General features: G+C 33.7%; 22 protein-coding genes, 1 tRNA gene and 1 riboswitch. Of the genes, 8 read left to right on the forward strand and 15 right to left on the reverse strand.

What is annotated here, in order from left to right; all coding sequences use genetic code 11:
• Positions 1–131: 131 nt before the first annotated feature.
• Complete coding sequence (locus tag AW729_RS03185; RefSeq protein WP_112123738.1) at positions 132–329, reverse strand: hypothetical protein; 198 nt, start codon at positions 327–329, stop codon at positions 132–134.
• Between the two features lie 112 nt (positions 330–441).
• Between AW729_RS03185 and AW729_RS03190 the strand changes: the two genes are divergently transcribed.
• On the forward strand, positions 442–1,182 hold the full coding sequence (locus AW729_RS03190; RefSeq protein ID WP_112123739.1) for a hypothetical protein: 741 nt from the start codon (positions 442–444) through the stop codon (positions 1,180–1,182).
• Here the strand turns inward: AW729_RS03190 and AW729_RS03195 are convergent.
• The 8 genes from AW729_RS03195 to AW729_RS03230 form a co-directional block, all read right to left on the reverse strand.
• Positions 1,174–1,767, reverse strand: coding sequence for a 4Fe-4S single cluster domain-containing protein (locus tag AW729_RS03195; RefSeq protein WP_112123740.1), 594 nt, complete (start codon positions 1,765–1,767; stop codon positions 1,174–1,176). The genes AW729_RS03190 and AW729_RS03195 overlap by 9 nt on opposite strands.
• Before the next feature lie 26 nt (positions 1,768–1,793).
• Complete coding sequence (locus AW729_RS03200; RefSeq protein WP_112123741.1) at positions 1,794–3,470, reverse strand: AAA family ATPase; 1,677 nt, start codon at positions 3,468–3,470, stop codon at positions 1,794–1,796.
• Between the two features lie 216 nt (positions 3,471–3,686).
• Positions 3,687–4,445 (reverse strand): hypothetical protein, encoded by a 759-nt coding sequence (locus AW729_RS03205; protein ID WP_112123742.1) that lies wholly within the window; start codon positions 4,443–4,445, stop codon positions 3,687–3,689.
• Positions 4,446–4,453: 8 nt separating this feature from the next.
• On the reverse strand, positions 4,454–4,663 hold the full coding sequence (locus AW729_RS03210; RefSeq protein WP_112123743.1) for a DUF2997 domain-containing protein: 210 nt from the start codon (positions 4,661–4,663) through the stop codon (positions 4,454–4,456).
• A gap of 325 nt (positions 4,664–4,988) precedes the next feature.
• Positions 4,989–5,198: a histone family protein gene (locus tag AW729_RS03215; protein WP_335645368.1), complete on the reverse strand. Its 210-nt coding sequence runs from the start codon at positions 5,196–5,198 to the stop codon at positions 4,989–4,991.
• A 439-nt stretch (positions 5,199–5,637) separates the two neighbouring features.
• Positions 5,638–7,437, reverse strand: a complete 1,800-nt coding sequence (locus AW729_RS03220; protein WP_112123745.1) for an ABC transporter ATP-binding protein — start codon at positions 7,435–7,437, stop codon at positions 5,638–5,640.
• Complete coding sequence (locus tag AW729_RS03225) at positions 7,434–9,146, reverse strand: ABC transporter ATP-binding protein (protein ID WP_112123746.1); 1,713 nt, start codon at positions 9,144–9,146, stop codon at positions 7,434–7,436. The genes AW729_RS03220 and AW729_RS03225 overlap by 4 nt, the downstream gene beginning before the upstream one ends.
• A 124-nt stretch (positions 9,147–9,270) precedes the next feature.
• Positions 9,271–9,522, reverse strand: coding sequence for a hypothetical protein (locus AW729_RS03230; protein WP_112123747.1), 252 nt, complete (start codon positions 9,520–9,522; stop codon positions 9,271–9,273).
• 512 nt (positions 9,523–10,034) lie between these two features.
• Between AW729_RS03230 and AW729_RS03235 the strand changes: the two genes are divergently transcribed.
• Complete coding sequence (locus tag AW729_RS03235) at positions 10,035–10,343, forward strand: hypothetical protein (protein ID WP_112123748.1); 309 nt, start codon at positions 10,035–10,037, stop codon at positions 10,341–10,343.
• A 345-nt stretch (positions 10,344–10,688) separates the two neighbouring features.
• Here AW729_RS03235 and AW729_RS03240 read toward each other — a convergent pair.
• A tRNA-Glu gene (locus AW729_RS03240) sits at positions 10,689–10,763 on the reverse strand.
• 330 nt (positions 10,764–11,093) lie between these two features.
• On the opposite strand from AW729_RS03240, the gene AW729_RS03245 reads away from it, so the two are divergent.
• The 4 genes from AW729_RS03245 to AW729_RS03260 all read left to right on the forward strand — a co-directional run bounded on the left by AW729_RS03245 (position 11,094) and on the right by AW729_RS03260 (position 13,655).
• Positions 11,094–11,363 carry a hypothetical protein gene (locus AW729_RS03245; RefSeq protein WP_162685760.1) on the forward strand — a complete coding sequence of 90 codons (270 nt, stop codon included), beginning with the start codon at positions 11,094–11,096 and terminating at the stop codon, positions 11,361–11,363.
• 49 nt (positions 11,364–11,412) lie between these two features.
• Positions 11,413–11,535: riboswitch (FMN riboswitch) on the forward strand.
• A 57-nt stretch (positions 11,536–11,592) separates the two neighbouring features.
• On the forward strand, positions 11,593–12,231 hold the full coding sequence (gene ribB / locus AW729_RS03250) for a 3,4-dihydroxy-2-butanone-4-phosphate synthase (protein WP_112123750.1): 639 nt from the start codon (positions 11,593–11,595) through the stop codon (positions 12,229–12,231).
• Between the two features lie 44 nt (positions 12,232–12,275).
• The gene (locus AW729_RS03255) at positions 12,276–12,668 is read left to right on the forward strand and encodes a hypothetical protein (protein WP_112123751.1); all 393 of its coding nucleotides are present in this window, start codon (positions 12,276–12,278) and stop codon (positions 12,666–12,668) included.
• A 63-nt stretch (positions 12,669–12,731) separates the two neighbouring features.
• Positions 12,732–13,655: a hypothetical protein gene (locus AW729_RS03260; RefSeq protein ID WP_112123752.1), complete on the forward strand. Its 924-nt coding sequence runs from the start codon at positions 12,732–12,734 to the stop codon at positions 13,653–13,655.
• 80 nt (positions 13,656–13,735) lie between these two features.
• On the opposite strand, the gene AW729_RS03265 is transcribed toward AW729_RS03260, so the two are convergent.
• From AW729_RS03265 to AW729_RS03280, 4 genes are all read right to left on the reverse strand, one after another.
• Complete coding sequence (locus tag AW729_RS03265; RefSeq protein ID WP_162685761.1) at positions 13,736–16,078, reverse strand: right-handed parallel beta-helix repeat-containing protein; 2,343 nt, start codon at positions 16,076–16,078, stop codon at positions 13,736–13,738.
• Positions 16,079–16,258: 180 nt separating this feature from the next.
• Positions 16,259–16,564: an MTH1187 family thiamine-binding protein gene (locus tag AW729_RS03270; RefSeq protein WP_112123754.1), complete on the reverse strand. Its 306-nt coding sequence runs from the start codon at positions 16,562–16,564 to the stop codon at positions 16,259–16,261.
• A 5-nt stretch (positions 16,565–16,569) separates the two neighbouring features.
• Positions 16,570–17,433 carry a hydroxyethylthiazole kinase gene (thiM, locus tag AW729_RS03275; protein WP_112123755.1) on the reverse strand — a complete coding sequence of 288 codons (864 nt, stop codon included), beginning with the start codon at positions 17,431–17,433 and terminating at the stop codon, positions 16,570–16,572.
• A gap of 65 nt (positions 17,434–17,498) precedes the next feature.
• Positions 17,499–17,834 carry a hypothetical protein gene (locus AW729_RS03280; RefSeq protein WP_112123756.1) on the reverse strand — a complete coding sequence of 112 codons (336 nt, stop codon included), beginning with the start codon at positions 17,832–17,834 and terminating at the stop codon, positions 17,499–17,501.
• Positions 17,835–18,133: 299 nt separating this feature from the next.
• On the opposite strand from AW729_RS03280, the gene AW729_RS03285 reads away from it, so the two are divergent.
• Positions 18,134–18,394, forward strand: coding sequence for a hypothetical protein (locus tag AW729_RS03285; RefSeq protein ID WP_236951255.1), 261 nt, complete (start codon positions 18,134–18,136; stop codon positions 18,392–18,394).
• A 29-nt stretch (positions 18,395–18,423) separates the two neighbouring features.
• On the opposite strand, the gene AW729_RS03290 is transcribed toward AW729_RS03285, so the two are convergent.
• Positions 18,424–19,779, reverse strand: a complete 1,356-nt coding sequence (locus AW729_RS03290; protein WP_112123758.1) for a hypothetical protein — start codon at positions 19,777–19,779, stop codon at positions 18,424–18,426.
• 171 nt (positions 19,780–19,950) lie between these two features.
• Here AW729_RS03290 and AW729_RS03295 point away from each other — a divergent pair, with 171 nt between their 5' ends.
• Complete coding sequence (locus tag AW729_RS03295; protein WP_162685762.1) at positions 19,951–24,822, forward strand: C1 family peptidase; 4,872 nt, start codon at positions 19,951–19,953, stop codon at positions 24,820–24,822.
• Positions 24,823–25,032: the final 210 nt, after the last annotated feature.

Here is a 25,032-nt window from a genome sequence, read left to right on the forward strand (position 1 = left end):
ATAACTCACCATATTTTTCATTTATTTAATTACCACTAATATCAAGTAAGAAAAAACAAACACGGAAGAGCCAGTGAAGGTTGCATACCGTTATAGATTGTCAAAAAAAGAATATAAAAAAAAGATTTGGTTTATTGAAGGCTGTTTTCGGCTTCAACAAAATATTTGTATAACTCCTCATCAGATAAGTCTTTTACTTCATCCAATGTGTATTTATCTTTTAATGTTTTGACACATAAAGTTAAAGCATCAATATTATTAAATTCATATAATATTTTAATAAATTCTGATAAGGATAATTCTTTCTGCGTATTCAATTCACATACCATATTATCACTATTATATTATAGGACTTGAAACTTTATAATACTTTATATCCGAAAAAAATTAAAATATCAAAGATTAAAATAATATATAACAAATTAAAAAAGAGGTAATCACATGAGAGTTAACATATTAACCAAACAACAAGCAACCAAAAGATTAGAATATGTCCAATCATTAAATTATACCGATAAGGAGTATATGAGAAATATGAGAAAGCATATGCTAAAATACAGACAAAATGCCAATGGGTTATTAAACCAAAGCTTTTCAGCCGAACGGGAACTTGAAATGTTTAAATCATATGGATTTAGAAATATGAAAGATTATACCATTGACATACTGGAACAAAATATCGAATACTGTAACGTACTCGAATGTGAAAGTCATGACGAACAGATAAATAAAACAATCGAATACCTAAACAATTGCAATAACCGTGATTACCTGATTAGATTAAAGCCATTCAGCAGAAAAAATGAAAAAACATGGTTTATCCCTGCAGATAGACTGGTAAATTGGATTGATTCTTTCATGATTCAAAGGGAAGTATTCTTCAACTATTCAACCAATGAAAAGGAATACCTATCAGCCATAGGTTACTTTAAAAACAATGTTCTTATGATGACTGTTGAAACAGATAATGATGAGAAAAACTACGATACTGATATCAATCAGATAATGAATGTTTTTGATGAGTTGGTAAATGGAATAATCGATATATTAAGAGACTTGCCTGAAGATAGAAATATTGAAAACCTATTTACAATCAGTGATGAGAAAATTAAAAGCAACATCGAAGAGGTACAAAAACTATCAATGGATTATATAGAATTCATTAAAAAAGAGTTAGATTAAATTGGAATCATTGAATAATTCCAATATTTTATCATTATCGGCCATACCATTAACGATTATCTTACCATCCTTATTTAACCTTATTTCTATCTTATTTTTTTTATTGTTTAAATCAAAATCCTTATAGATATCGGATAAAAAGATTATTTCCTGATTGGATGAACCAACCCATAACCTATCAGTACATCTTTTTTCATAGATAAACTTACCGGATACTAGAATATCACAAAGATTTAATAGGTTATTCCAGTCGGCACAATTGACCGATTTAATTAGATTATATTCATAACCCGTAAATATGACAATTGACAGTTTATCCTTAAGCATTTTGGCCAGTTGATACAATGCCCTTGATTGAAGAAGTGGTTCTCCACCGGAGAAGGTAACACCCTCTATATCAGGATTAGACAGGATGTCCTCTGCCAATTGTTTTACATCATATTCATTTCCAGAATCCAAGTCCCATGTCTGTGGAGAGTTACACTTGTAACAATGCTTAAGACATCCCTGTACAAAGATACATGTCCGGTTTCCGGGTCCTTCAACTTTTGAATTGTCTATTATTTCATTAACATATAACTTCAATGCAATCACTAAAAAAGGGGGGATTTTTAGAAGTCCAGAGTTCTTCCACCTCTGGATTCATTAATGTCGGATGAATCAGGAATATTTGGAGGAGTATTATTATCCGGTTTATCAGGTTTTTGGTTGTCTTCTTCACTTTGTTTATATTCACGCCTATCCTCTTGTGCGGTAGCTGCCACTGCACGTACATCAGCCCATTTACGTATTGACATAATCTGTTCAGACATTGTAACGCTAAGTGGTACCGTGTTGCGGACGGCATTTTCAAAGTCTGCCATAGTTATGCTACGGTCTTCGGCAAATGCATCAAACAGTCCCATTATAACTATCTGTTCCAGTTCGGCTCCACCAAATCCTTCCGTTATACTGGCCAGGTGATTTAATGATTCGTCATTGATGGTAAAGTTTCCTATTACATCAGGCTGTTTGAGTCTTGAGGTTAAATGTACCTTGAAGATTTGCTTTCTTTCATTGAAGGTAGGCAGGTCTATGAAGAATATCTCATCAAACCTTCCCTTTCTCATCATCTCTGACGGTAGTGTTGAGATGTTGTTTGCCGTTGCAACTACAAATACGGGTTTTGTTTTTTCCTGCATCCAACTTAGGAATGTACCGAAGATACGGCTGCTTGTACCACTGTCGCCACTATTTCCCAGTCCGGAGAATCCCTTTTCAATCTCGTCAATCCATAGTATGCATGGACTTATGGCTTCGGCTGTCTTTATTGCCTCCCTCATGTTTGATTCACTGTTACCCACATACATGTTAAATACCTTGGATACGTCAAATCTTAGAAGTGGCAAATGCCACATTGAACTGATTGACTTTGCCACAAGACTCTTACCACAGCCGGGTACTCCCGTTAAAAGCACCCCCTTAGGTGATGGGAGGCCATATCGTTTAGCCGAGTCTAGCCAGGACTTGTCCCTTTTGATTAGCCATTTCTTTAAATTTTCCAATCCTCCGACGTCATTGATGTTTACTTCGGAGTCTATGTATTCAAGCAGGTCATTCTTTTTGATTACCTGACTTTTTTCCTTTAGAACAAGATCCACGTCATTGACATCCAGCCTATTGTTATCAACCATTGCTCGTGCAAATGCATTTTCTGCTTCCTGTAATGTTAGACCTACCGCTGCTTTTACAAGTGATTCCTTTTCCTTATCATTCAATTCAACGACTAGATTGTTTCCACTGTTGGCGGATATCATTGCATCCAAGAGTTGGGATATTTCCTCCTGTGTCGGAAGTCCAAAGTCCATGACGGTTACGTCCTTTTTCAAATCATCAGGTATTGTAAACGTTGGGGATACGAATATTATGTTTTTTGGCTGCATACTCTGTTTCAAATTTGGCATGATATCCTTCAATACCCTGACAACGTTATTGTCTATGACGCCGCTGGATTTTTCACAGAAGACGTGGAAGTCCAGCAGTATGAATATTGCAGGCTGTTCATATTCACGGATGAAATTGAGAGCTGCCAGCTTTTCAAAGGTGTTTTCTTCAATTAGACCGTCCTGATTTCTAAAACCTTCCGATGATTTCCATATGAATACGTTTCTAACCGTGTGAATCAGTTCAGGGGTTGTTACTATTCTTTTTAATTCGTTAATTAAACGTTCTTCTTCATATGTTGTAATGTTTATGTATGGAAATCTTGCCCGTAATAAGTCGCATAATTCTTTTTCAAACTTTGTCATCATAATCACTTGTATATTAATATTTTAAATTATGTCATAAAAAGTATATAAATATAATAACAATTTACGAAAAAAAGAATATTTAATGCTTTATGATTCAACCAGACTACTTTTTAGGTTATATCTGATTTTTAAATAATTATAATGGCCTTATCTATTAAAAATGTGTTTATGCTGAGTTATGTATATGTAAAAAGAGAAGGAGGGATTTGATAATTAGTTCACGTTCAATGTCAGTACAATGGAGTCATTGGCATCTATCACTTCTGATTCAAGGCTGTAATTCTTTTGGTGGATTTTTTCCAATACCTTTTCATATGTTATTTCCTGGATTTTATTGGCATATTCATAGCTTAAGTTTTCAACGAATTCTTCTGCCTCGCTGTTTTCATAATCTCCAAGAAATACCACGTCATATGTATCATCATCCGCCTTGTTTAATACTATAAGTCCCCTATTCTTAAAGTCATCTATTTCTTTTTTGCTGTTGTATCCCAAATAGCTGGTATCCATTATTGATTCGATGACTGCCTTATTTTTCATATTGGTTGATATCTTAAGTGTCTTTAGCTCTACCTTTTTTGCTACTTCCTCTTCGAAGCTTTCAACATCGTATGGTATTTGCTCATATAGATACATTTGATTTGTTTGTGTAAGATATTCCTTGGTGAGATTGTTTATGAACATTATGGTGTCATTTTTTGGATAGTTGCCAAAGAATACTATTGACAAGCCATCAGTGTTGTTTTCGTAGTAAAAAATCATCTGTCCCTGATTTCTGAAGTTTATAAGATTTCTTTTGTTTTTAAATCCTAGGAGTTTGTCTTGAAGAATTGATTCAACCAGATTCATATCGGTCATTTGCGTATGTACCTTGAAGTCCACACCCCTGGAATCTCTTGAAAGGTCGTTTATGGATATCGCCTTGTCTATTCTATCCATATCCAGTGATACTGTTTTTAGATGTATACTCATATTTTCACCTAGTAGTTTTTCTGTTTTTTTGCCTGGGTTAGGACTTCTTCATCAGCTTGCTGATTGTATTCGGGAGTATATTCGATGTTTACGGCCTTGGAATTGGTTAGTTCCTCGATAATCTTGATGTAATCCTCACACTTTTTACCTTTTATTCCCTTTGTCTGAGCATCTATAGTACCGTCTTTTTTAATTGTTATGATTAGTTTCTTTGACATAGCATTTCACTAATATTATCTATTATTCTCTTAATATAAAAAGTATATATCCAATTTAATTATTAGGACAGTATTGTTTGATAATATTTTCTTAGAATAAACTAATGGAGGAAGATGATTGTTTTTATTATTTGACATTACTATGTGAATTAGTTATCGTGAAGGTTTAGTGGATTGGAATAGGTGTGCTGTTGGAACGGATAATTCTTTTACGTGAAAAAATAGACAAGATAAATTCAGATTAAATTAATTGATTAATAAAAATAGCTTGAATGAGTAATGTGATAAATTTTTCATAAAAAAAGAGTAAATTAAGAGAAGATATCTAATCTCTTACAGCTAATTCGATATCTTCAGCTTTGACGGTTTTTCTGCCTGCGTGTTTTGCTAATCTGTTAGCAGCTTCGGATATTTCTTCACCGTAGCTTTCTAATTCTTTAGCTAATGCAGCAGCTGCATCGTCACTTACTCTTTGAGCACCAGCGTCTTTTAAGATTCTTTTAATTGGTGCAATTGGTAATTCTGCCATATTTATCTTTCTCCTATGTTTTGATAATTATATATTTTTAACTCATTATATATAAATTGTTTGGTTATAATTAAGTAAAATTTCCATCCACATAAGTATTATTTTTGAATTTATGATTACACTATAACTGATAATGCATATGAAAAACAATAATTTATGTAAAATTGAAAGTTTGTTTATGCCAAGTATCATAGTACATATGAAAAATCATGATATAAATTTTCCACAAATATCAATCAAAGTTATGACTACAAGATATAACCATCATGAAAAAAATATATAAATGTCTTAGTTGATAACATGAAAAATAGTTATTCTAATGATAAACATATGCTTGACCGTCAATAATAACATCAAGTAAGATAGATTATTAAGAGATATGAGAATAGAAAAAAAATAAGTAAAAAAAGGCATATCAACATAATTAATAACAAAGAAGAATCGACTATTTGACATAACCGATTGATTCAAACTGATTATACAATGACTTATAATAACCTTCAGCCTTAGTAATCAGTTCATCGTGAGTACCCTCTTCAATTATTCTGCCTTCATCCATTACAAGTATTTTATCGGCATTTTTAATCGTGGATAATCTATGTGCAATAACAAAACTTGTCCTGTTTTCCATCATTTTATCCATGGCATCCTGGATTAACTTTTCTGTACGTGTATCCACACTGCTTGTAGCCTCATCCAATATTAAAATCTTCTTGTCAGATAGGATTATACGGGCTATGGCTAAAAGCTGTTTCTGGCCAACAGATATGTTATCGCTGTCTTCATTCAATACCGTGTTATAATTATCCGGCAACTGCATTATGAAGTTATCCGCATAAGCTATCCTTGAAGCATTGATAACCTCCTCATCACTAGCATCCAAGTTTCCATAACGGATATTTTCCATAATCGTGTCACTAAACAGCCACGTATCCTGAAGCAACATTGCAACCATGGATCTTAGGCTGTTCTTATCATATTCATTGATGTCAACGCCGTCAATTCTTATAACTCCGGAGTCAAGATCATAAAAATGCATCAGAAGCTTGACTATAGTGGACTTACCCGCCCCTGTATGTCCAACGATTGCTATCTTCTGACCCTTGTCTGCCCTGAAGGATAAGTCATTGATAACTTTCTTATCCGAATAGGAAAAGCTGACGTTTTCAAATGATATATCACTTTTGATATCCGTTATTTTCTTAGTGGAAGGATTTTCTTCATTATCCAGCTTCAAAAATTCAAATATTCTCTCGCAGGCAGCCAGTGCCGTTTGAACTATGTTCATTACACGGGTAATCTGTTGAATAGGTTGGGTGAAGTTCTGGATATACTGGAAAAATGCCATTATGTCCCCGACTACTATAACTCCTTCCAGTACGAATATAGCACCTACTACAGCTATTGCAATATAGGATAGGTTGGATATGAAGTTCATTATCGGACCCATCAGGCTTGAGAAAAACTGTGACTTCCACTCATAGACATACCACTTATCATTATCGTCCTTAAAACTGTCAAAGGAACGTTTTTCATGGTTATATGCCCTTATTATATCCTGGCCTCCAAATGTTTCCTCGATGTGCGTATTGACATTTCCCTTATATTTCAATTGTAGTTTGTAATAGTCCTGTGAACGTTTGACTACCTGTGTTATTATTATAAATGATATAGGTAGCAGTACCAGTGTTATCAAGGTCATCCATATATTGATGCTTAGCATCATGATAAATACGCCGATTAATGTTATGATAGCGGTCATAAACTGCAGGAATGTTGACGTGATTCCCGTTTGAAGGGAGTCCACATCATTTGTAATTCTTGACAGGATATCACCCCTCTTATGAGCATCTATGCTATCCATGGACAGTTGATTTAACTTTTCAATCAAACGCTTTCTTAAGTTATAGCTGATTTGTGTGGATATCTGTGTTAGGAAGTAACTTTGCAGATATGTAAACAGTGCACTTAATAGATAAAGTATGACTGCCAGCGTTAATAAAAAGTACAATGTGTTAACGTCAATTGTACCGGAACCGTTTGATAAGAGTACAATTCCATCATATATTATGGTTGTTGCCTTACCAATCAACAATGGACCGATGACAGTGAAGGATGTTCCCAATAGTGCACATATGAATGTCAATAATAATTTTAACTTGAAATCCATCATCAATGACAATAGTTGTTTTAATGACTTTTTGAAATCATTTGGTTTTGTAACGTCACGTCTATCACGTCTCATAATGAATCACCAATATTATCTAATTGTGAGGATATTATTTCCTGATAAATTTCACATCTGTTTTTCAATTCATCATGTTTTCCCTTATCGACTATCCGGCCATCATTCAATACGATAATTTCATCGGCATCTATTATGCTGCTGATTCTCTGTGATACAATAAGTACTGATGAGTCACCAGTAATCTTTTTTAGGTTATCGTATATTTTCTTTTCGGTTTTAACGTCCAATGCTGAAAAGCAATCGTCAAACAGATAAAAACTATGTTTATTTACTATGCTTCTTGCTATGGATAGCCTTTGCTTTTGTCCTCCTGAGAAATTTGATGCCTGCTGGGCTACGGTCATATCCAAACTGTCGATGAAGTCATCCGCAGAGGATAATTCTATGGCCTTTAACATGTCCTCATCACTGGCATCATTATTTCCAACCATGAGGTTGCTTCTAACTGTACCTGAGAATAGGACGGCACTTTGAGGTGTTAATGCTATTTTTTTTCTAAGTGCGATTAAATCCCAATTCTTTATGTTGACATCATTCAATAGGATTTCTCCACCAGATACATCCTGAAGACGTGGAATAAGGTTTAGAATAGTGGATTTTCCACTTCCGGTACCACCGATGATGGCTGTAAGTTTGCCCGGATGTAACTTGAAGTTAATATCAGACAGTGTCTCCTTTTGGGCATTAGGATAAGTGTAGGATACGTTTTTAAATTCCAAGATGTCTTTTGATTCTTCGGATATGTATTTTCCTGTGGTAATGGATACTTCTTCGACCAATACATCCTCTACCCGATTTGCTGATACCAGAAATCTTGGAAGCATTACGATAAATCCTCCAATCATTATAAATGAGGATATCATCTGTGTTGAATACTGGATGAATGCTATTATATCCCCTGTCAGTAGTGTTCCATTTAATGCCTCAAATGATCCGAAGTATAATATTATGACAATCATCAAATTAAGAATCAGATTCATTGATGGAATCAATATGAATATGCGTCTAAATACACGTAGATTGACATCCAAGTACTGCTGGTTATACTCATCAAATCGTTTATTTTCATAGTCCTGTCGTACAAATGCCTTGATTACCGGTATACCCCATAGTATTTCACGTGAAACTCTGTTTATTTGATCTACAATTTCCTGTGATTTTTTGAAGTATGGTGTTACATTTGTAATTACTATAATCAGCAGTGATGCTACGCTTATAAATGCAACCAGTATTATCCAGGATAAGTCTGATGCCAAACTAAACACCCTGATAATACTACCTACTGCCAATATTGGTGCAAAGAGCAATGTTCTGAACATTATTCCAAGGACGTGCTGTATTTGGTTGATATCATTTGTTGAACGTGTGATAAGTGATGCCTTGGAAAAATCGTTCAATTCATGGTTGGAAAAGGACAGTATCTTTTCAAATATTTTTTCCCTTAAATCCCTGGCATATCCGGATGAGATTATGCTTGAAAGATAGGATACTATTATCGTTGCAATTACTGAAATTGTAAGCATAATCATCATATTAATTCCGGTGGCTGTAATGATATTAAAATCCGTATTTCTTATACCGATATTTACAATATCCGCCGTATAGGAAGGTAATGTCAAATCACAGTAAACCTCTATTATAAGAAAAATCATCATCAGTATAATCATGTGAATCTTGTTTTTCATTACCCGAAATATGTTTTTCATCTTATCACCAGGATTTTTTTTAACGATTATGTATTTTTAAAGACAAATGGTATACTGTCTTATTATGTTGTTGTTAATTAAAATTTTTGAAAAATGAATTATAAAAAAAACTTGTTAAAAAGGATTATTCTAATAATTCTTTAAGATCATTTATATTATCTTGAACATCTTTAAAATTAAAGTCATCCATGTTGTCGGTTAATAAATCTATCTTATCAATAATAATATTTTCAAAAGAATTGCCCTCAAAGACTGTTAAATTAATCAATTCCTTAAAATATTCATATAGAATAGAATTATCAAAAAATGTATTTAATTCTTCATCCAAATCAGCTTCCAGCTGATTGATTAAAATTAATAATTCTTCTTTATTCATGATTAAGTATATTTACTATGATATATATTAATCTTTGTCTTTTGATGATGATTTTTTTGAAAGGGATGCTTGAATCATTTTTAAAAATTACAATTTTTTTTCTCATAACGAGTATTTATGTAAAAAGTGTTTCAAGATGGAGATGATAATCAGAAATGTGATTTACTGATTCAAACATATTGTAAAATATAATTATTATCCGATTTATTGAAGCATTTTTATTTATGTGATTAATTCATTAATCAAGGATGCTATAAATTTTTATTCTATTATATAATACATGACAATTAAAAATTCATTAGCCCGATGGAATTTTGGATGTTTAAACATCATTATGAAGTATAAAATATTAGGTATAATTATATATAATTAAAGTAAATTATATATTAATATAAGATTTTTTTAATTAAAATAGGGTAACATATATAATATTATAATTCTATAGAAATATATAGATAAACCAAAAAAATAATATATGTTGAAGAATTGTAGTATTCATTGGAGGTTGTATTATGAGTCCCGAACCATCATTTACCCAATTGCTTCGTGAAGAAGGATTTATAAAAGGCAGTAATGCAGTTAGTTCAGATAACCAAGAAGATATAGAAAAAGCAGTAGATAATAAAGTAGATGACGTTACTAAAGAGGTTGAAAATACCGTGAAAGAGGAAAAAGCAAAAGTAGAAAAAGAAACTAAAACCGAAGTTTCCAACTCCCTTAAAGCTACCCAACCACAAAGTTCAGGTTTTCCAATCATTCCCGTAATAGTAGTCATCCTTGTTATTTTAATTATAATACTAATAGTAAGTGGTATGCATTAAATTGATATTTTTATCAGTTTAATACATTTTTTTTAAAACAAACTTTTTTTTTAAATTATATTTTTTAGAACAATTAATTCTACCCCGTTTCAATACGATTTGTAATAATAACTATTTTTCAATTAAGACAATTCCAAAAGACCATGATTGTATAATATTTAATCAAAACATAGTTGAGATAATTTTTATAATAATAAAAAATAAACGCCACATAATACAATAAATACTCTTTTTACAGAAATTTATACTTTATTTATTCAAAAAAAGGATATTTAATAATCAATAATAAAAAAAATTAATATAAACACTTAAATTAAAAAATACTTGATTAAAATGAGTTGAAAATGCTCCGACCGGGATTCGAACCCGAGTCTTCGGCTCGAAAGGCCGAAATGATTGGCCGGACTACACTATCGGAGCAATAAAGATACTATATTTTCATAGTACATATTACAGTATGTAACTAATATTATTTATAATTTATGATAAAAAGCCAATTTAAGCAGCCAACTATTAAAAATTAATTATCCAATTATAAAGTATGTTTTATTAGACATTTGACAAAAAGGAATATTGAACTCCGACAATATAAAAATCATAAAATAACATAAAATACTATATAAATCAAAAAATATACCTATAATTATATAAAATCTTCTATATAAACTGGTGATAATAATGATATATGACATGAATGAATTAGACATAAGGGATAATTTGAACTTTATTATTAGATATTGTGATTTTTACATGGATTACTGTCACGATGAAAATCTATCAATAGACGGTGATCTTGCAGGTGAAATACTAGATTCAATATATATAATAGAACACTTATCACAGAAAGACGCTATTGACGAAGACGAGATAAAAAGTCTTTATGAGTCAATAGATGAAATCTATGAAAATCTAATTTCAATAAATGACATAACATTATTTAACAATATCCACTTGGTATTTACACATATAATCAATAAAACAAAAGATAAACTAAAACAGAGATGTATGTCAATTGAATGAAAACATATGTAAATGTTTAATAGTCAAAACATACAAACATTATTAATAGTAATGTTCTCAGGGCGAGGTGCAATTCCTCACCGGTGGTGAAAAAAAGTCCACGAACATGATGAATGTAGATTTGGTGAAAATCCAAAACCGACGGTTAAAGTCCGGATGGAAGAGAATATTGATTAAATCTTTTTTATGCCCTGGTTCATATATATTAAACTATAGGTTGGATACTATAATGAATCATGAAGAAATGTTAAACGGAACTTACAAAGAAAGAGTAGAAACGGCCATCGAAGCTTTACAGAACAATAACGGTGTGATTGTAACGGATGACGAGTCACGTGAAAATGAAGGAGACATATTCTTCTCAGCACAAACCGTTACAGAAGAACAAATGGCAATACTTATAAGAGAATGCAGCGGTATAGTATGTCTTTGCATGAAAGAAGAAAAGGCAGATGAACTGGAACTACCTTTAATGGTCGAAGACAATACGAGTACATATGGTACGGCTTTTACAATTACAATTGAGGCAGCAGAAGGAGTAACTACAGGTGTATCAGCAGCAGATAGAGTTACAACAGTCAGAGCGGCATCACGTGATGGTGCTAAAGCCGAAGATTTGAATCATCCTGGTCATGTATTCCCTCTACGTGCCAAAAATGGCGGAGTACTTGAAAGAGATGGACATACGGAAGCAAATGTTGACCTTATGCAAATGGCGGGCCTTAAACCAATGGGAGTATTATGTGAAATTACCAATCCTGATGGTACAATGGCCAGAATGCCGGAGATTATAGAGTTTTCCAAAAGATATAACATGCCGATTGTTACAATTAACGATATAATCAAGTATAAACAGGAAGATATTTAATCACCCCCACACTTTTTTAATTATCTTTTTTCATGAGTGTTTTTATGATTGACTGGAATTATGATCTTATACGTACTATCAATAATCATTACAATAGAATTCTAAATCCTAGTGTTGATTTGTTTTATTTTATCAGAAACTTTGAAGAAATCTATCGTATGAGCATATCCGATGAGGTACTGCTACCCGATATTTTTCATGACGTGATGCTGTATACGTTAAATAACGTCAATGCAAGAAATAAGATAATAATATCCGAAGAGGAACAGTTCATACTGGACAATATATTAGAACAGAAACGTGTCATTCAACAGGAAAAAAGACAAAAGGCCTATGAAGAAGGACTGGATGCCTATTATAAATTCATTGTTGATGAAGTCATTGAATTTGTTGAATTATATCCGTTTTGGAGTCAGCTGATTATAAGAAAACAATAAGCATATCAAACAGTTAAATCAATTGATATATAGAATACTTATTATAAAACCGAAGTGTTAGTTATGAACGAAAAAATAAAATGCACCAAATGTGAATATGAAAATCCAATAAACTTCACATCATGTATCAAATGCAACTACAGATTAAAAAATGCACAATACTACACTGAAAACTATAAGGACTTCTATGAACTCTTCAGTCCCCAAAATCAGGAAATACTCAAAAATACTCCACTTACCGATACAGCTTACGATACTATAATATACAGCATAATAAATATAGGAGAAGATTATATCCAATTGCTACCCGAGGAAGCATCAATATCCAACCTCTTCAACATTACAAAGCCATACGTAAAGATACAATATGACAACTCAAAAAACTTCCCTGCATACCTAAGCTATTATTCATACAACAACATACTAATCAAAAAATCAACACACGCCTCACTGATTCCAACGGCCATCCTGCATGAATTCACACACCACCTCTTCAACGAGATAATAAAGCAAAGCCTGATGCACATGTTAAATCATGAAAAAAACCTATTAATTGAATCATTTGCATGGTACCTGACACTTGAGAACAGATACATTGAACTGGCCGGTGAATTCATGGCACATAAAGTCCAGGAGTACTTCCTGCCCGATGACTTTGAAGGATTCACATCCGTAATAAAACTGCTTGAAGACAATCCCAACCTTGATGAAGAAAGAGTCAAGCAAGCGTTATACTTTGGAAATGCCATAAGCAAGGACATAATATACATACTTAAAAACTTCATAACACCAAAGGCATCAATGTATGGACACGTATATGAAAACCAGGGAATTGAATATACGATAGTGGAACTGAGCGTTGAAGAAAAGATAGATAAGATTTATAGATTAATAACCGATGCATTTGCAAAGATAATGGAGGATAAGGTGGAAATGCAGGCAGTACTTAGCCAAATGAATAAAAACTACATCTACCTGAACTGCTAAAATACATCAAAAATAAATTTTCATTAAAAAAAGAGTCCACATAAATTCAAATCAGAAAAAATAGGAAATTTAGGGAGAATTTACTCCTTTTCTATAAATCCTTCCCATGTATTAGCAAAATAACGGTAATTTTCACCGGCAACTATTTTTAACTTATAATGACCAGTCTTAAATGATGTCTTTATGGTAGTGTTAATGATACCGTTAACAGCGGCAACAACAGCAAAAGTCTGTCCATTAACCTTAATAGCCACCTGTGTTGTACCCCTGATAGCCTTACCATTGATTTCGACAATCTTAGCACTTATTCTTGTGACGTTTGTCTTTGTTTTAATGCTGCTTGCTATGATTTGAGGTCTTGACTTGTCGATAAATACTGCACACGTACCTTCCGCCCTGTTATATACACTGTTTGAATAAACGGCGGTAATTGTACAGTTTTTGGATGACAATCCATTATCAAATGTATAGCTTGTAGTAGCATAACCATTTTTCACATCCAATATGATAACTTTACCGTTCTTATCCTTAATGGTCTGACCATTCAATTTGAATATAATCTGGCCACCATTAACGGACTTGGATGCATCCATAACAATTGCCGTCAATGATACTGTATCTCCACCCTGAACAACATTTTTACCACAGATCATGCTAACGGTAGCGTCCCTTTTAGATACGTTTATCTTCATGGCATCACTTTTGGAACTTAGAATATTTCCACTACCGCTGTATACTGCAACGATTGATATGTTATCCTTATTCCATGACTTGTCAACGGTATATTTTATATTGGCCTGTGAATTCTTCACGTATGCCTTGACTAGAGTATTGTTTTTATCCTTGAGTGATTGATTGTTTACCTTGAATATTACATAACCGTTATTTATCTTACTTCCGTCAGTGGAAGTAACCTTAGCCGTTAATGTGATATTGTCATATATACGGGCTTTGATTGCATTTGTTGTAGTCCTGGTTTCAATGATTCTTGATGCGGAGTTGTTTTTAACAATGTTTTTCTTATTGGTATAGCTGACTGAGCCGTCACCCTTTGTTTTACTGTTCAATATGTTATCGGTAACGTTGACATTTCTTGAATCGGATAATTCAACACTGTAGTCACAGTTACTTTGAACTTCATTGTCTGTTATTGATGCTTTGTTTGATGACTTGTATGATATTGGTGTAGAATTGCTGCTGGTTGCATTTAATTTGACGTAATTGTTTCTGATAGTGGTATTTTCACCGGTAGCTACTATTCCACCGGCAATATTGGATATTGATGAGATGGTATTGTTTTCTATGAGGGTATTTGTAGCCCTGTATATTTCTATCAAGTTGGTTACGTTTCCTGTTATGTTAATTCTGTTATTGGTTATGTTGTTGTTTTCAGTTTTTCCCTGCATATTGTCCTTGGATATTACTATTCCATCGGCCAGGTTATATGAAAGTCCAACTATTGTATTGTTGTTGATGGTGGTGTTGCTTACCGTGGAGAATATTTGAAGACAATCCCCGAAGTATCCACCCTGTACTTGTATGTTATTGTTTTCTATTATTGTATTGTCAACTGTGTTTCCCAGGTTAAGACCATATACATATGAATCTCCATTGGCAATTATTCTATTGTTACTGAAGGTATTGTTTACTGATGTTCTTCCCTGGAAGTCTCCCTGTAAGGATACGGCTTCTATGGTACCGGGATTTGCCTTTTCCACAGACGAATATACGCTTATAGTGTTATTTGTAATGGTGTTGTTATTACTTAACACTACAAGGGATAATGTTTTAGCAACATCCGTTTCCCAGTTGATTTCATCTGACGGACCAACAACACTTATCACATTATTTGTGATTTTTGTATTGTTTCCATAGACAAAGATTCCATATGCATCATTTGTCGAGTTGACAATAACCTTACAGTTATCTATAACGGCCTTGTTTGCATCGACGAATATGGCTTTTTCTATTTCATCATTAGTATTGTTAATGGTGATATTGCTGATTTTAACTGAAGTTGTCTCGATTAATAGTGATGAGTTATACAATACTGTTTTATCCTTAACACCAGATAATGTGACTGAGATATCACCAAGATAGAATGTCTTATCCTTAAATGTATCGTTTAATATTATTGTGGATTGATTGGCAACTTTCTTAGTGTTAATTACCCCATCATCATCAAAGTAATTGTTAAAATTCTTATTGTTTACATAATATGTTTGTTTTGATGCTGATTTTAGGTTTTTATCATCATTTGAATATGTATCCACATCATATTCATCAAGAGCTGTTTCTGATTTAATCTCACAACCAGTATCATCCGTACTGTTATCTTCATAGGCTGATACGGCTGATATCAATATCATCAAGCTTATTAATAATAAGAGGAAATATTTCTTATTAAAAATAGATTTAATCATATCGTTACTCCTTTCAATTTTATTTTGTATATGATAATATTTAATTAACAAAATATTTATATTTAAATAAATTAAAAAATTGTGAAGATATGAAATCATAATATAATTTTAATTAGTGAGAGATTAATAACTCAAAGCTTATCAAAAAAAAGTAGCGAAGGAAGGAAAATACCCGATATTTCAATCCAGTAATTCGTTGACCGTGTCGATTTTTGCCTGTAAGGTTCTTCCATCCTTGTCACGACGGTCATCTATTTTTATAACCGTATATACACGACCCAATCCCATGTCAAACAATGCCTCTTGGGCCTTGGCTATTGCTTGGTATAGGCTTTCATAATCGTCGGCTTCTATCTGTGTTCCCATGGCTGTCAACTGGTAGTTTAGACCAGAATCCTTAATTACCTGTACTGCTTTGGTAACATATTCCTTTAGTTCCGTTGAGTTAATTCCTACCGGCAGTATTGCAAAGTCCGCTGTTATCATATCAATTACACCCCATATAGTTTTGAGTATTTCAATAGTTTTTCATCATTCATGTTATATAGTTCATCGATTAAGTATGTTCTAAATGATCCAGAACCTTCCCTGTTGTATACTGTTTTATTGTATGCCAATTGACCGCTTATTGCCATTGCCAAACTACCTGTTATGGCAGCATCCAATGGGTTTGTAACACTGCAGAATGCACCCAGTATTGATGTGAGCATACATCCGCTGCCTGTTATTCTACTCATTATGGCCTCACCGTTATCGATTATGTAGTTATTGGTGGAATCGGATATTATGTCTATTGGACCTGATACGTTGATTACCGTGTTCAGTTTTTTAGCCAATTGACTTACCAGTTCAACGTTGTCCTCAAGATTATTTTGGGAAATGATATCCTCGTCGGATACATCCACTCCTTTTGCCTTTGATTTTGTATCGTATACATCATATAAATTGGCTAATGCCTTTATTTCGGACATGTTACCCCTGATAATTGATGGATTTGATAGCTTTATCAACTTCATCGTCGTATCGTTTCTTAGTTTTGATACTCCAAGAGCTATTGGATCTATTACCAGAGGAGTGTTTGTTTCTTTTGTGTGTATGGCTACCTCTTTCATGGCTTCAATCTGATTATCCAGGAGTGTTCCCATATTTATTACACATGCTCCAGCCAATTCTACAAATTCCCTGATTTCGGGTGCTTCGTTAGCCATGGCAGGGGAAGCTCCTATGGCAAGTACTGCATTGGCACAATCATTAATGGTAACATAATTAGTAATACAATGAATTAGGGGAGAGGATTTTCGTAACAATTCGATATTATTACTTATATCATTTAATCTTTTATCGTCAAATATCATATAATCACTTTAAATCTTATGATTTAATATAATAGTGACCATATTAAAATAGTTTGTCCCAAAGGTTATTCTATGATAAATTCAGTTCCTATTATATCCATATTTATGTTTCTAGTAATGGTGTACTTCTCCGGTTTTTCAAGTTTCAGTTGGGTGGATAATTCCAGTTGTATCAAATCCGGTTCGGTTGTAATCACGCATCTTATCTTATAGAGACACATTTCTTCCTTGGATTTTTTCAGTATCCTTGAGGCACTATGTATTATTACACCAATTACCATACTCGAATCGTTCAATTCTACTTTTATGTATGGATTTATATTTAAAGCAAATTTTTTGTGATATATGTCTTTTTTAAATGTCATTATGTCTTCTTCTTTATTATAATCATATAAATCCATTAATACATCTCCTTATATTATTAATAATAGTTATATAATTATTAGTATAAATAATTATTATTAAAAAAAGATTTATAAAGTAATAACGGATTATTTATATTTTTAAATATAATGACTTCTATGACGCCCTATTATTAAAATAAATTTTTTCAATAATCATACATATAAATACCATATTTACTTTAACCATAGATTAAATTAAAGGCATATAATTAATTATTTGAAAATTAAATATATTTCAGAAAAATGAATTACGAAAAATATAATAATACATGAAATTAATAATTTAAAATATGAAAATGAAAATATGTCCCAGATGTGGTTCATCCAATATAAAATGGATTATTCCACAAAACTGGTCCATGTGGTCATGCAATGACTGTTCATTCACCGGTCCTGCCGTGGAAGCAGACAAACAGACACAAAAACAACTACAGAAAAACTGGGCTAAAAACAAGAAGCAAATACTTTCCAAAACAAACAATGATGAAACAGAGGAAAATATTAGTGATGAAGAATTAGATGAAAAGTTGGATAAGTTATTTGAAGAAAACAAATAATCCAACCGTCTATAAAAACCCCCTTTTTTTTAATTTTTTCTAATCAACTTATGCAAATCCATATAATATTTACGTGAACTGCTGTATTTTTCCTTTTTCAGTATGGCTTGAATTCTATAAAACTTTTTAGGATCTATTGATTCACCGATGGGCCTGATAACCCCCGTTGTAAGATCATAATACTTATTGACCTTTAAAAACTTGAGCAATATCCTCCCATACAATACCCTGTAAGCCAGGTTACAATAGTACAACTCCTGCTTATCAGTTACAAGCTGACCATGGGTAATGTTGTTACGCATTGTCCTTAAATCATCTTCAATTGTACCTAACGTTATGATGCCATCTTCCTTAGTTCCAATACCGCAATCATATATGAATGTATATATCTTCTTCTTGGCCAGTCCCTCAAATCCCATGGTCTGTGCAAAGGACTCCAATGCAGCATCAAGCATTATAATCTCTATATTGGGATTGCTTATAAGCGACTGGGTGTATAGGTTTAATGAATGGCTCAAATCAACGTCAAGATTAAGGTATGTGTTTATGATATAGTTTAACTTCTTGATTATTACATCGGGCTTGTTTACCTCCAGTATTATGGGCAATATGATTGATTTTTCAGGCATGTGACAAATGTATTTGACGTCAAAGCCCTCTTCGGGTGGAACCGATACTTCACTGATGGCCTTGCCGTTTATGTCAAGATTTGTAGTACCTATTTTAATAAGGTAACATCCAAAGATAAAGTTAAGTATCAAATGGATTTTGTCTGCTTCCTCGGCTGTTGGCATGGCGGCATATTCTACTGCTATGGCATCAGACCAGAATGGCTGATACTTCTTGTTTATCAGACGGATTGTTATTTTCCTAAACTTAGTCTTTGGACATGCCACGGTTATTTTATTTAAGGGCTCTTTGGAGTTGATATCATCTTTAGAGTTTTGACTTGAATAGGAGGGGATGTTGTTATGTTGGGAGTGCTGACAGAACAATCTTCTATTGGATTGATATTTGATTGAATTTAAAAACCAATCAATCTTTTTAGCCGGCGAATAGGTTGTCTTCTTACGCTCGACTCTATATACGTTATATATCAGAATGCGTTTATTCGGATAAGATTTGCCAAAATCCTGTGTTGTCTTGAAACTGCATTCGATTCTGTGCAGTACAAACTTATCCTTAAATATGAATGTTGACAGCTTCCTTAGTTTTTTCATATCCTTTTTTGTAAGATTTTCTACTGTCAACTGCATTACTATCTTATACTGATTTTCCCTCTGAATCAGGATATTTTCTATATCCACATTTACATTGGTACTTCTGACATTGCTGAATTCCTTCGGATTTTGCAGATATTCCCATTCACTTTCAATGTACTCCATATAATCATTATCCTATACTCGTTAATTAAATGTATATCATTTATCTTTTTTAAAAATTCCCTTTAATTGGACTGATTTCTACTCAACTTCTTAAAATATAATAAACAGTAACTACATAGATACATTCACATATAAATTCATTACTTAAATGAATAAATGGAAAGAATATTTATGAAAAAATATAGAAAGTATTGTTTTTTACTGATAATAATGGCAATTATATTATTATTCGCAACAAGCATTGTTAGTGCCACAGCCAATAGCACCGACAATAATGAAGTAAAAAGCGTACATTCAATCGAAAAGGACATTACAAAGGGTTATTCACAGATTAAAGCAGATACAATTGTTGAAGATGATGAAGTCATATCCTGTGATGAGACCGATAAGTCAGTTGACAAGAACCTGAAAAGTGCAGGCAAACAATCAGTAATATATGTAAGCTCCAATGCCAGGGCCGCCGATAGCGGAGAGAGCATGGACAAGCCTGCCACGATAACAAATGCAATCAACAACATTGCAGACGGCGGCAGCATATATCTGATTACTAACTCCACATCGGATAAATATCAGCTGAATTCATCATTGTACTTGAGTTACAAATCATTCAGCATCGTTGGTGAAAGTTCCAAGAACATTACAATAGAATCCACGAAAAGTGAACTGATGCATCTTTATCAAAGCACAATTAATGTGACAAATATTAATTTCATAAACAAGGATTCTCATAGCAGTGCGATATACATGCAGTATTCCAATATGAAAATTGATAATTGTAGCTTTATAGGAAATATACGTAATAATTATTCATCATGTATATATGCAGCATCATCAAATGTGACGATTATAGGTACAAACTTCTTTAACAACAGCGGTATCTACGGTAACATATACTCAAGTTCAAATACGAACATGACCATCAGCTATTGTCTGTTTGAAAATAACACCGCCGATATCGGAGGAGCAATCTATTCCAAAAACTCATACTACAAGATAAGAAAGAGCAAATTCAGATACAACAATGCCAGTCATGCCGGATGTTTATACATGTACAATTCAAAGCTTGAATCAACCGACAACATATTTGAAAAGAACACTGCCGATTATTATGGTGGAGCAATTGTATCACTGGATAATCAAACGGTTACGGTTAAAACGACAAACTTCACTAATAACAATGCATCAATTGCAGGTGCAATATACTCCATGTATACTCCACTTAGCATAACAGACAGCATATTCGAATCAAATAACGCATATACAGCAGGTGCCGTGTATTCATTCAACAACACGTTAAGCATTCAAAAATCTGCACTCGTAAACAATAACATGGGAGATTCCATAGTAGTAGCTCTGACAACAAAAAAATGTGACCTCAACAATAATTGGTGGGGCCTGAACAATCCGGACTTCAACCAGATTACAGACGGCAAGATACCGGATACATGGCTACTTATGAGACTATACAAAAACACCAACAGTAGCGTGAATGTTACATTGAATCAACTATCCAACGGATCAACCATTAACACGTCAATCAAAAGACTGGCCAAATTCATGTCAAAAGACACCAACACTACCCTATCATCATTCAATATCATAAATAGCATTAATAAACAATACACGTGCAATGAATCACAGCTATTGGTATGTATAGACAATGAAGTTATGGATTTATACTCAAAGATTACACCATTGCTTTTAAGCAGCAACATTACGGCCAAAAAGAATGCAAACATCAGCATCCAAGTAAGATCAAACAAGGATATAAGCGGCAATATAACAATATATGTCAACAAAAAGAAGATTGCCACAATCAAGACACAGGAAGTAATGAAGTATTCATATTCCCTTCCGGCTACACTTGAATCAGGAGTCTATGACATAAATATCACATATACCGGTAATTCCAAGTACAACAAGACCAGTACAGTCTATAATCTGATAATAGCATCAACGACTATTGACAAGACAAACAACATAACGCCGACAAGAAGCTATAAAAATACCACCGTCAAGCTTCCTAGCTACTATAACCTGGCAGACCTGAACCAGACAACACCCGTCAAAAGACAGGGTTCAAGTGGTAGCTGCATAACATTTGCATCAATGGCAGCACTCGAATCATCAATTAAGAAAGTCACGGGCATGGAATATGACCTGTCGGAAAATAATCTGAAGAACATACTTAAGAGATTTTCCGTTATCGGCTATTCTAACTTACTGCCTAATGATGGAGGATATGACTTTGAACCTGTAGGATACTTTGCAAGTGGACTTGGACCTGTACTTGAATCAATGGATGGATACGATACGGAATCCGTATTGTCACCTCAGTTTTCATCAGAAATACAGGTGCAGAACATTTACTTTGTCCCACACAGACAGAATTACACAGACAATAATCTTATAAAGGAGGCCATAATGAAGTATGGTGGAGTGTTTACAAGTATTCAGTCAAGCAGTAACCTTAACATCTACTCACAGTCAACAACATCCAATCACGTGGTATGTATCGTCGGATGGAATGACTCCTACAGCAAGAGCAACTTCTCACCTAACCCTCCGGGCAATGGTGCGTTCATCATAAAAAACAGCTGGGGAACAGGTATAGGTATGCAAGGTTATCAATACGTATCATACTATGACCATGTAATTGGGGATTTGATATATAATAATACCTATAATGACATAAACTTTGCCGTTGACTATAACAATCTGTATAACTACTCAAGCATCTATCAATATGACTCAATCGTATACGTCTATAAGATTAGTGACAACAGCGGATCATATTCATTGAAGAATGTCTACACGGCCAATCAATCACAGGTATTGTCTGCGGTGGGTACGTACTTTGTAAACACTTCCAACTACACAATTAAGGTGTATATAAACGGTAACCTTGCAGCTAACATGAATGGATGTATCGATTATCCGGGTTACAGAACTATATACCTTGATAAATTCTATAGGATAAACCCTTATGATGAGATAGTGGTGACCGTTGATATCCAGCAAAATATGGATGCCAATTACATCTATGTACCATTGCAGGACAGCGATTATCCGACATATTCAAGGGCTAACATCTCATTTATCAGCTATGATAAACAGAAGACGTGGGAGGATTTATATACCAGCAACACTGATTATTTCACTGCACCGATAAAGGTATACATGATGAATCTTCCAAAGTTAAACAGTGTCGTTAAATACGCTGATGACCTGCTTAACATATCCTCACAGATAGTAGATTTAAATGGCAGTGCTAAGCTGTACTACAGATTAAATGATGATTACCTGTATAATGGAAACAATAAGATTATCTCCAACAGCATCAGCAAATCACAGAATGTGACCGTTTCAAACAGTACCAAGGGATTGTCAAACGGCAAGTATACATTGGAAACTATTCTTGTCTATGATGGAATAAACATTACACAGAAAAATTATTTCACTGTAAACAAAAACAGCATCACCTTGAATGTCACCGACATAACCGGCTACATCAACCAGACAAGGACTTTGGATGTGGAGCTAATAGACAGCAAAAACAAGACCAAGAAAATAAGCGAGGGCATTATAACCGTCAGCTATGCAAATAAGACTGTAATAGCATCGGCCAAGGTATCGAATAATCATGCGAAAATCAGCCTTACAAATACCAAGGCAGGAAACTATACATTATCGGTTACATACTCCAATAGCACACACTACAATGACACGTATAAGAAGATTACATATACCGTTAATAAAATGCCTACAACACTTACTGTGACGACAACGAATACCTACGTGTTAAATACCAGCATCATTAGCGGAAAACTTGTGGATAAAAACAACAAACCATTATCCGGTGCAACAATCAACATCGTGATAAACAGCAACACATATAAGGCAAAGACAAACGACAGTGGAGAATACTCATACAACTATAAAAATACCATAGTGGCTAAAAATAATGTGACTGCAAGATATGATGGAAGCGGCATATATAACTCCACTTCAAAAACGATTACATATACCACTTCAATTCTTCCCACTACCATTAGCCTTACAAGAATTAATGGTACTATCGGTGAGAAGATAACATTGAAGGCAACAGTCAAGGACAAGTTCAATAATCCCGTAAATAGCGGTTATGTGATTTTCAAGATTAACTCGGTAACCGTTAAGGATAACGGTCAGCTAAACGGCAGCAGTAACGCTTTAAAGGTTTATGTGAAAAACGGCATAGCCTCAACCGATATAATAGCATATCTGAACGTGCGTTATGGTCAGAACCTTACAGCGGTATACTCCGGTACTTCCAGTTATGAATCTGTAAGATCAGGAATCGCCAAGATTGACATAGCCCTTAGAAAGGCACAGATTGTGGTTAAGTGCAATGCCACCATGGCAAAACAGGATACATACATCAAGTTTACGGCTACAATCTATGATGTGACAAGCGGTAAAAGATCCGGCGTTATACATAACCTATCTGAGCAGTACGTGTACTTTAAGGTTAACGGCATAACCATGAAAAACGCTGACGGCACTGTCTATCAGGCAAAGATTGTTAATGGTGTAGCTACATACATCTATAAGATTCCTAAGGGATTTATGGGAATTACCGACGCGAAAACATTTAACGTCAAGAACCATACTGTAACCGCGGGTTTATACAATAAGAATTATTGTCCTGACGTGGTTAATTATACCTACTTCCAGGTTGAAAGAAGCAGTGTGACAATTAGCGTGACAAATGCCGTCATCAACAGCAAGACCCATAAACTGTATCTGAATGCAACCATGAAGGACTACAAAAACAACTACCTTGTCGGTCCAAGCAAGATTATTATCAAGGTCAATGGTGTTACCCTAACTGATTCCAAGGGCAAGGCAATTTATTTCATGATTAATGAAGGTAGGATTCAGTTGAAGGACGTCAATGTTCCTGTTGCCTCAAAGTATACATCACTTACAATCGTTACACAGGACAGGCTTGGTTATAAAAGTGGCAGAGTAACATCCACTAAGATAACTGTTAAAGCTTAGAAGTCTTAAACTTCAATAACCCCCTTTCCCCCCTTTTTTTATATGTGATTGTCGGCAAAATTATATCCTTATCCATTACTTATAATGCATTTATTTAATTTATCTCATTTTTATCAAATTCATTGAATAGAATGATATCTTTATAACTGATAAATAATTGCTTTCATAGACTTTTTATAATGAGAGAACAACAACTAAAAACATATAAAT

The organism is Methanosphaera sp. BMS, assembly GCF_003268005.1.
Classification (GTDB): domain Archaea; phylum Methanobacteriota; class Methanobacteria; order Methanobacteriales; family Methanobacteriaceae; genus Methanosphaera.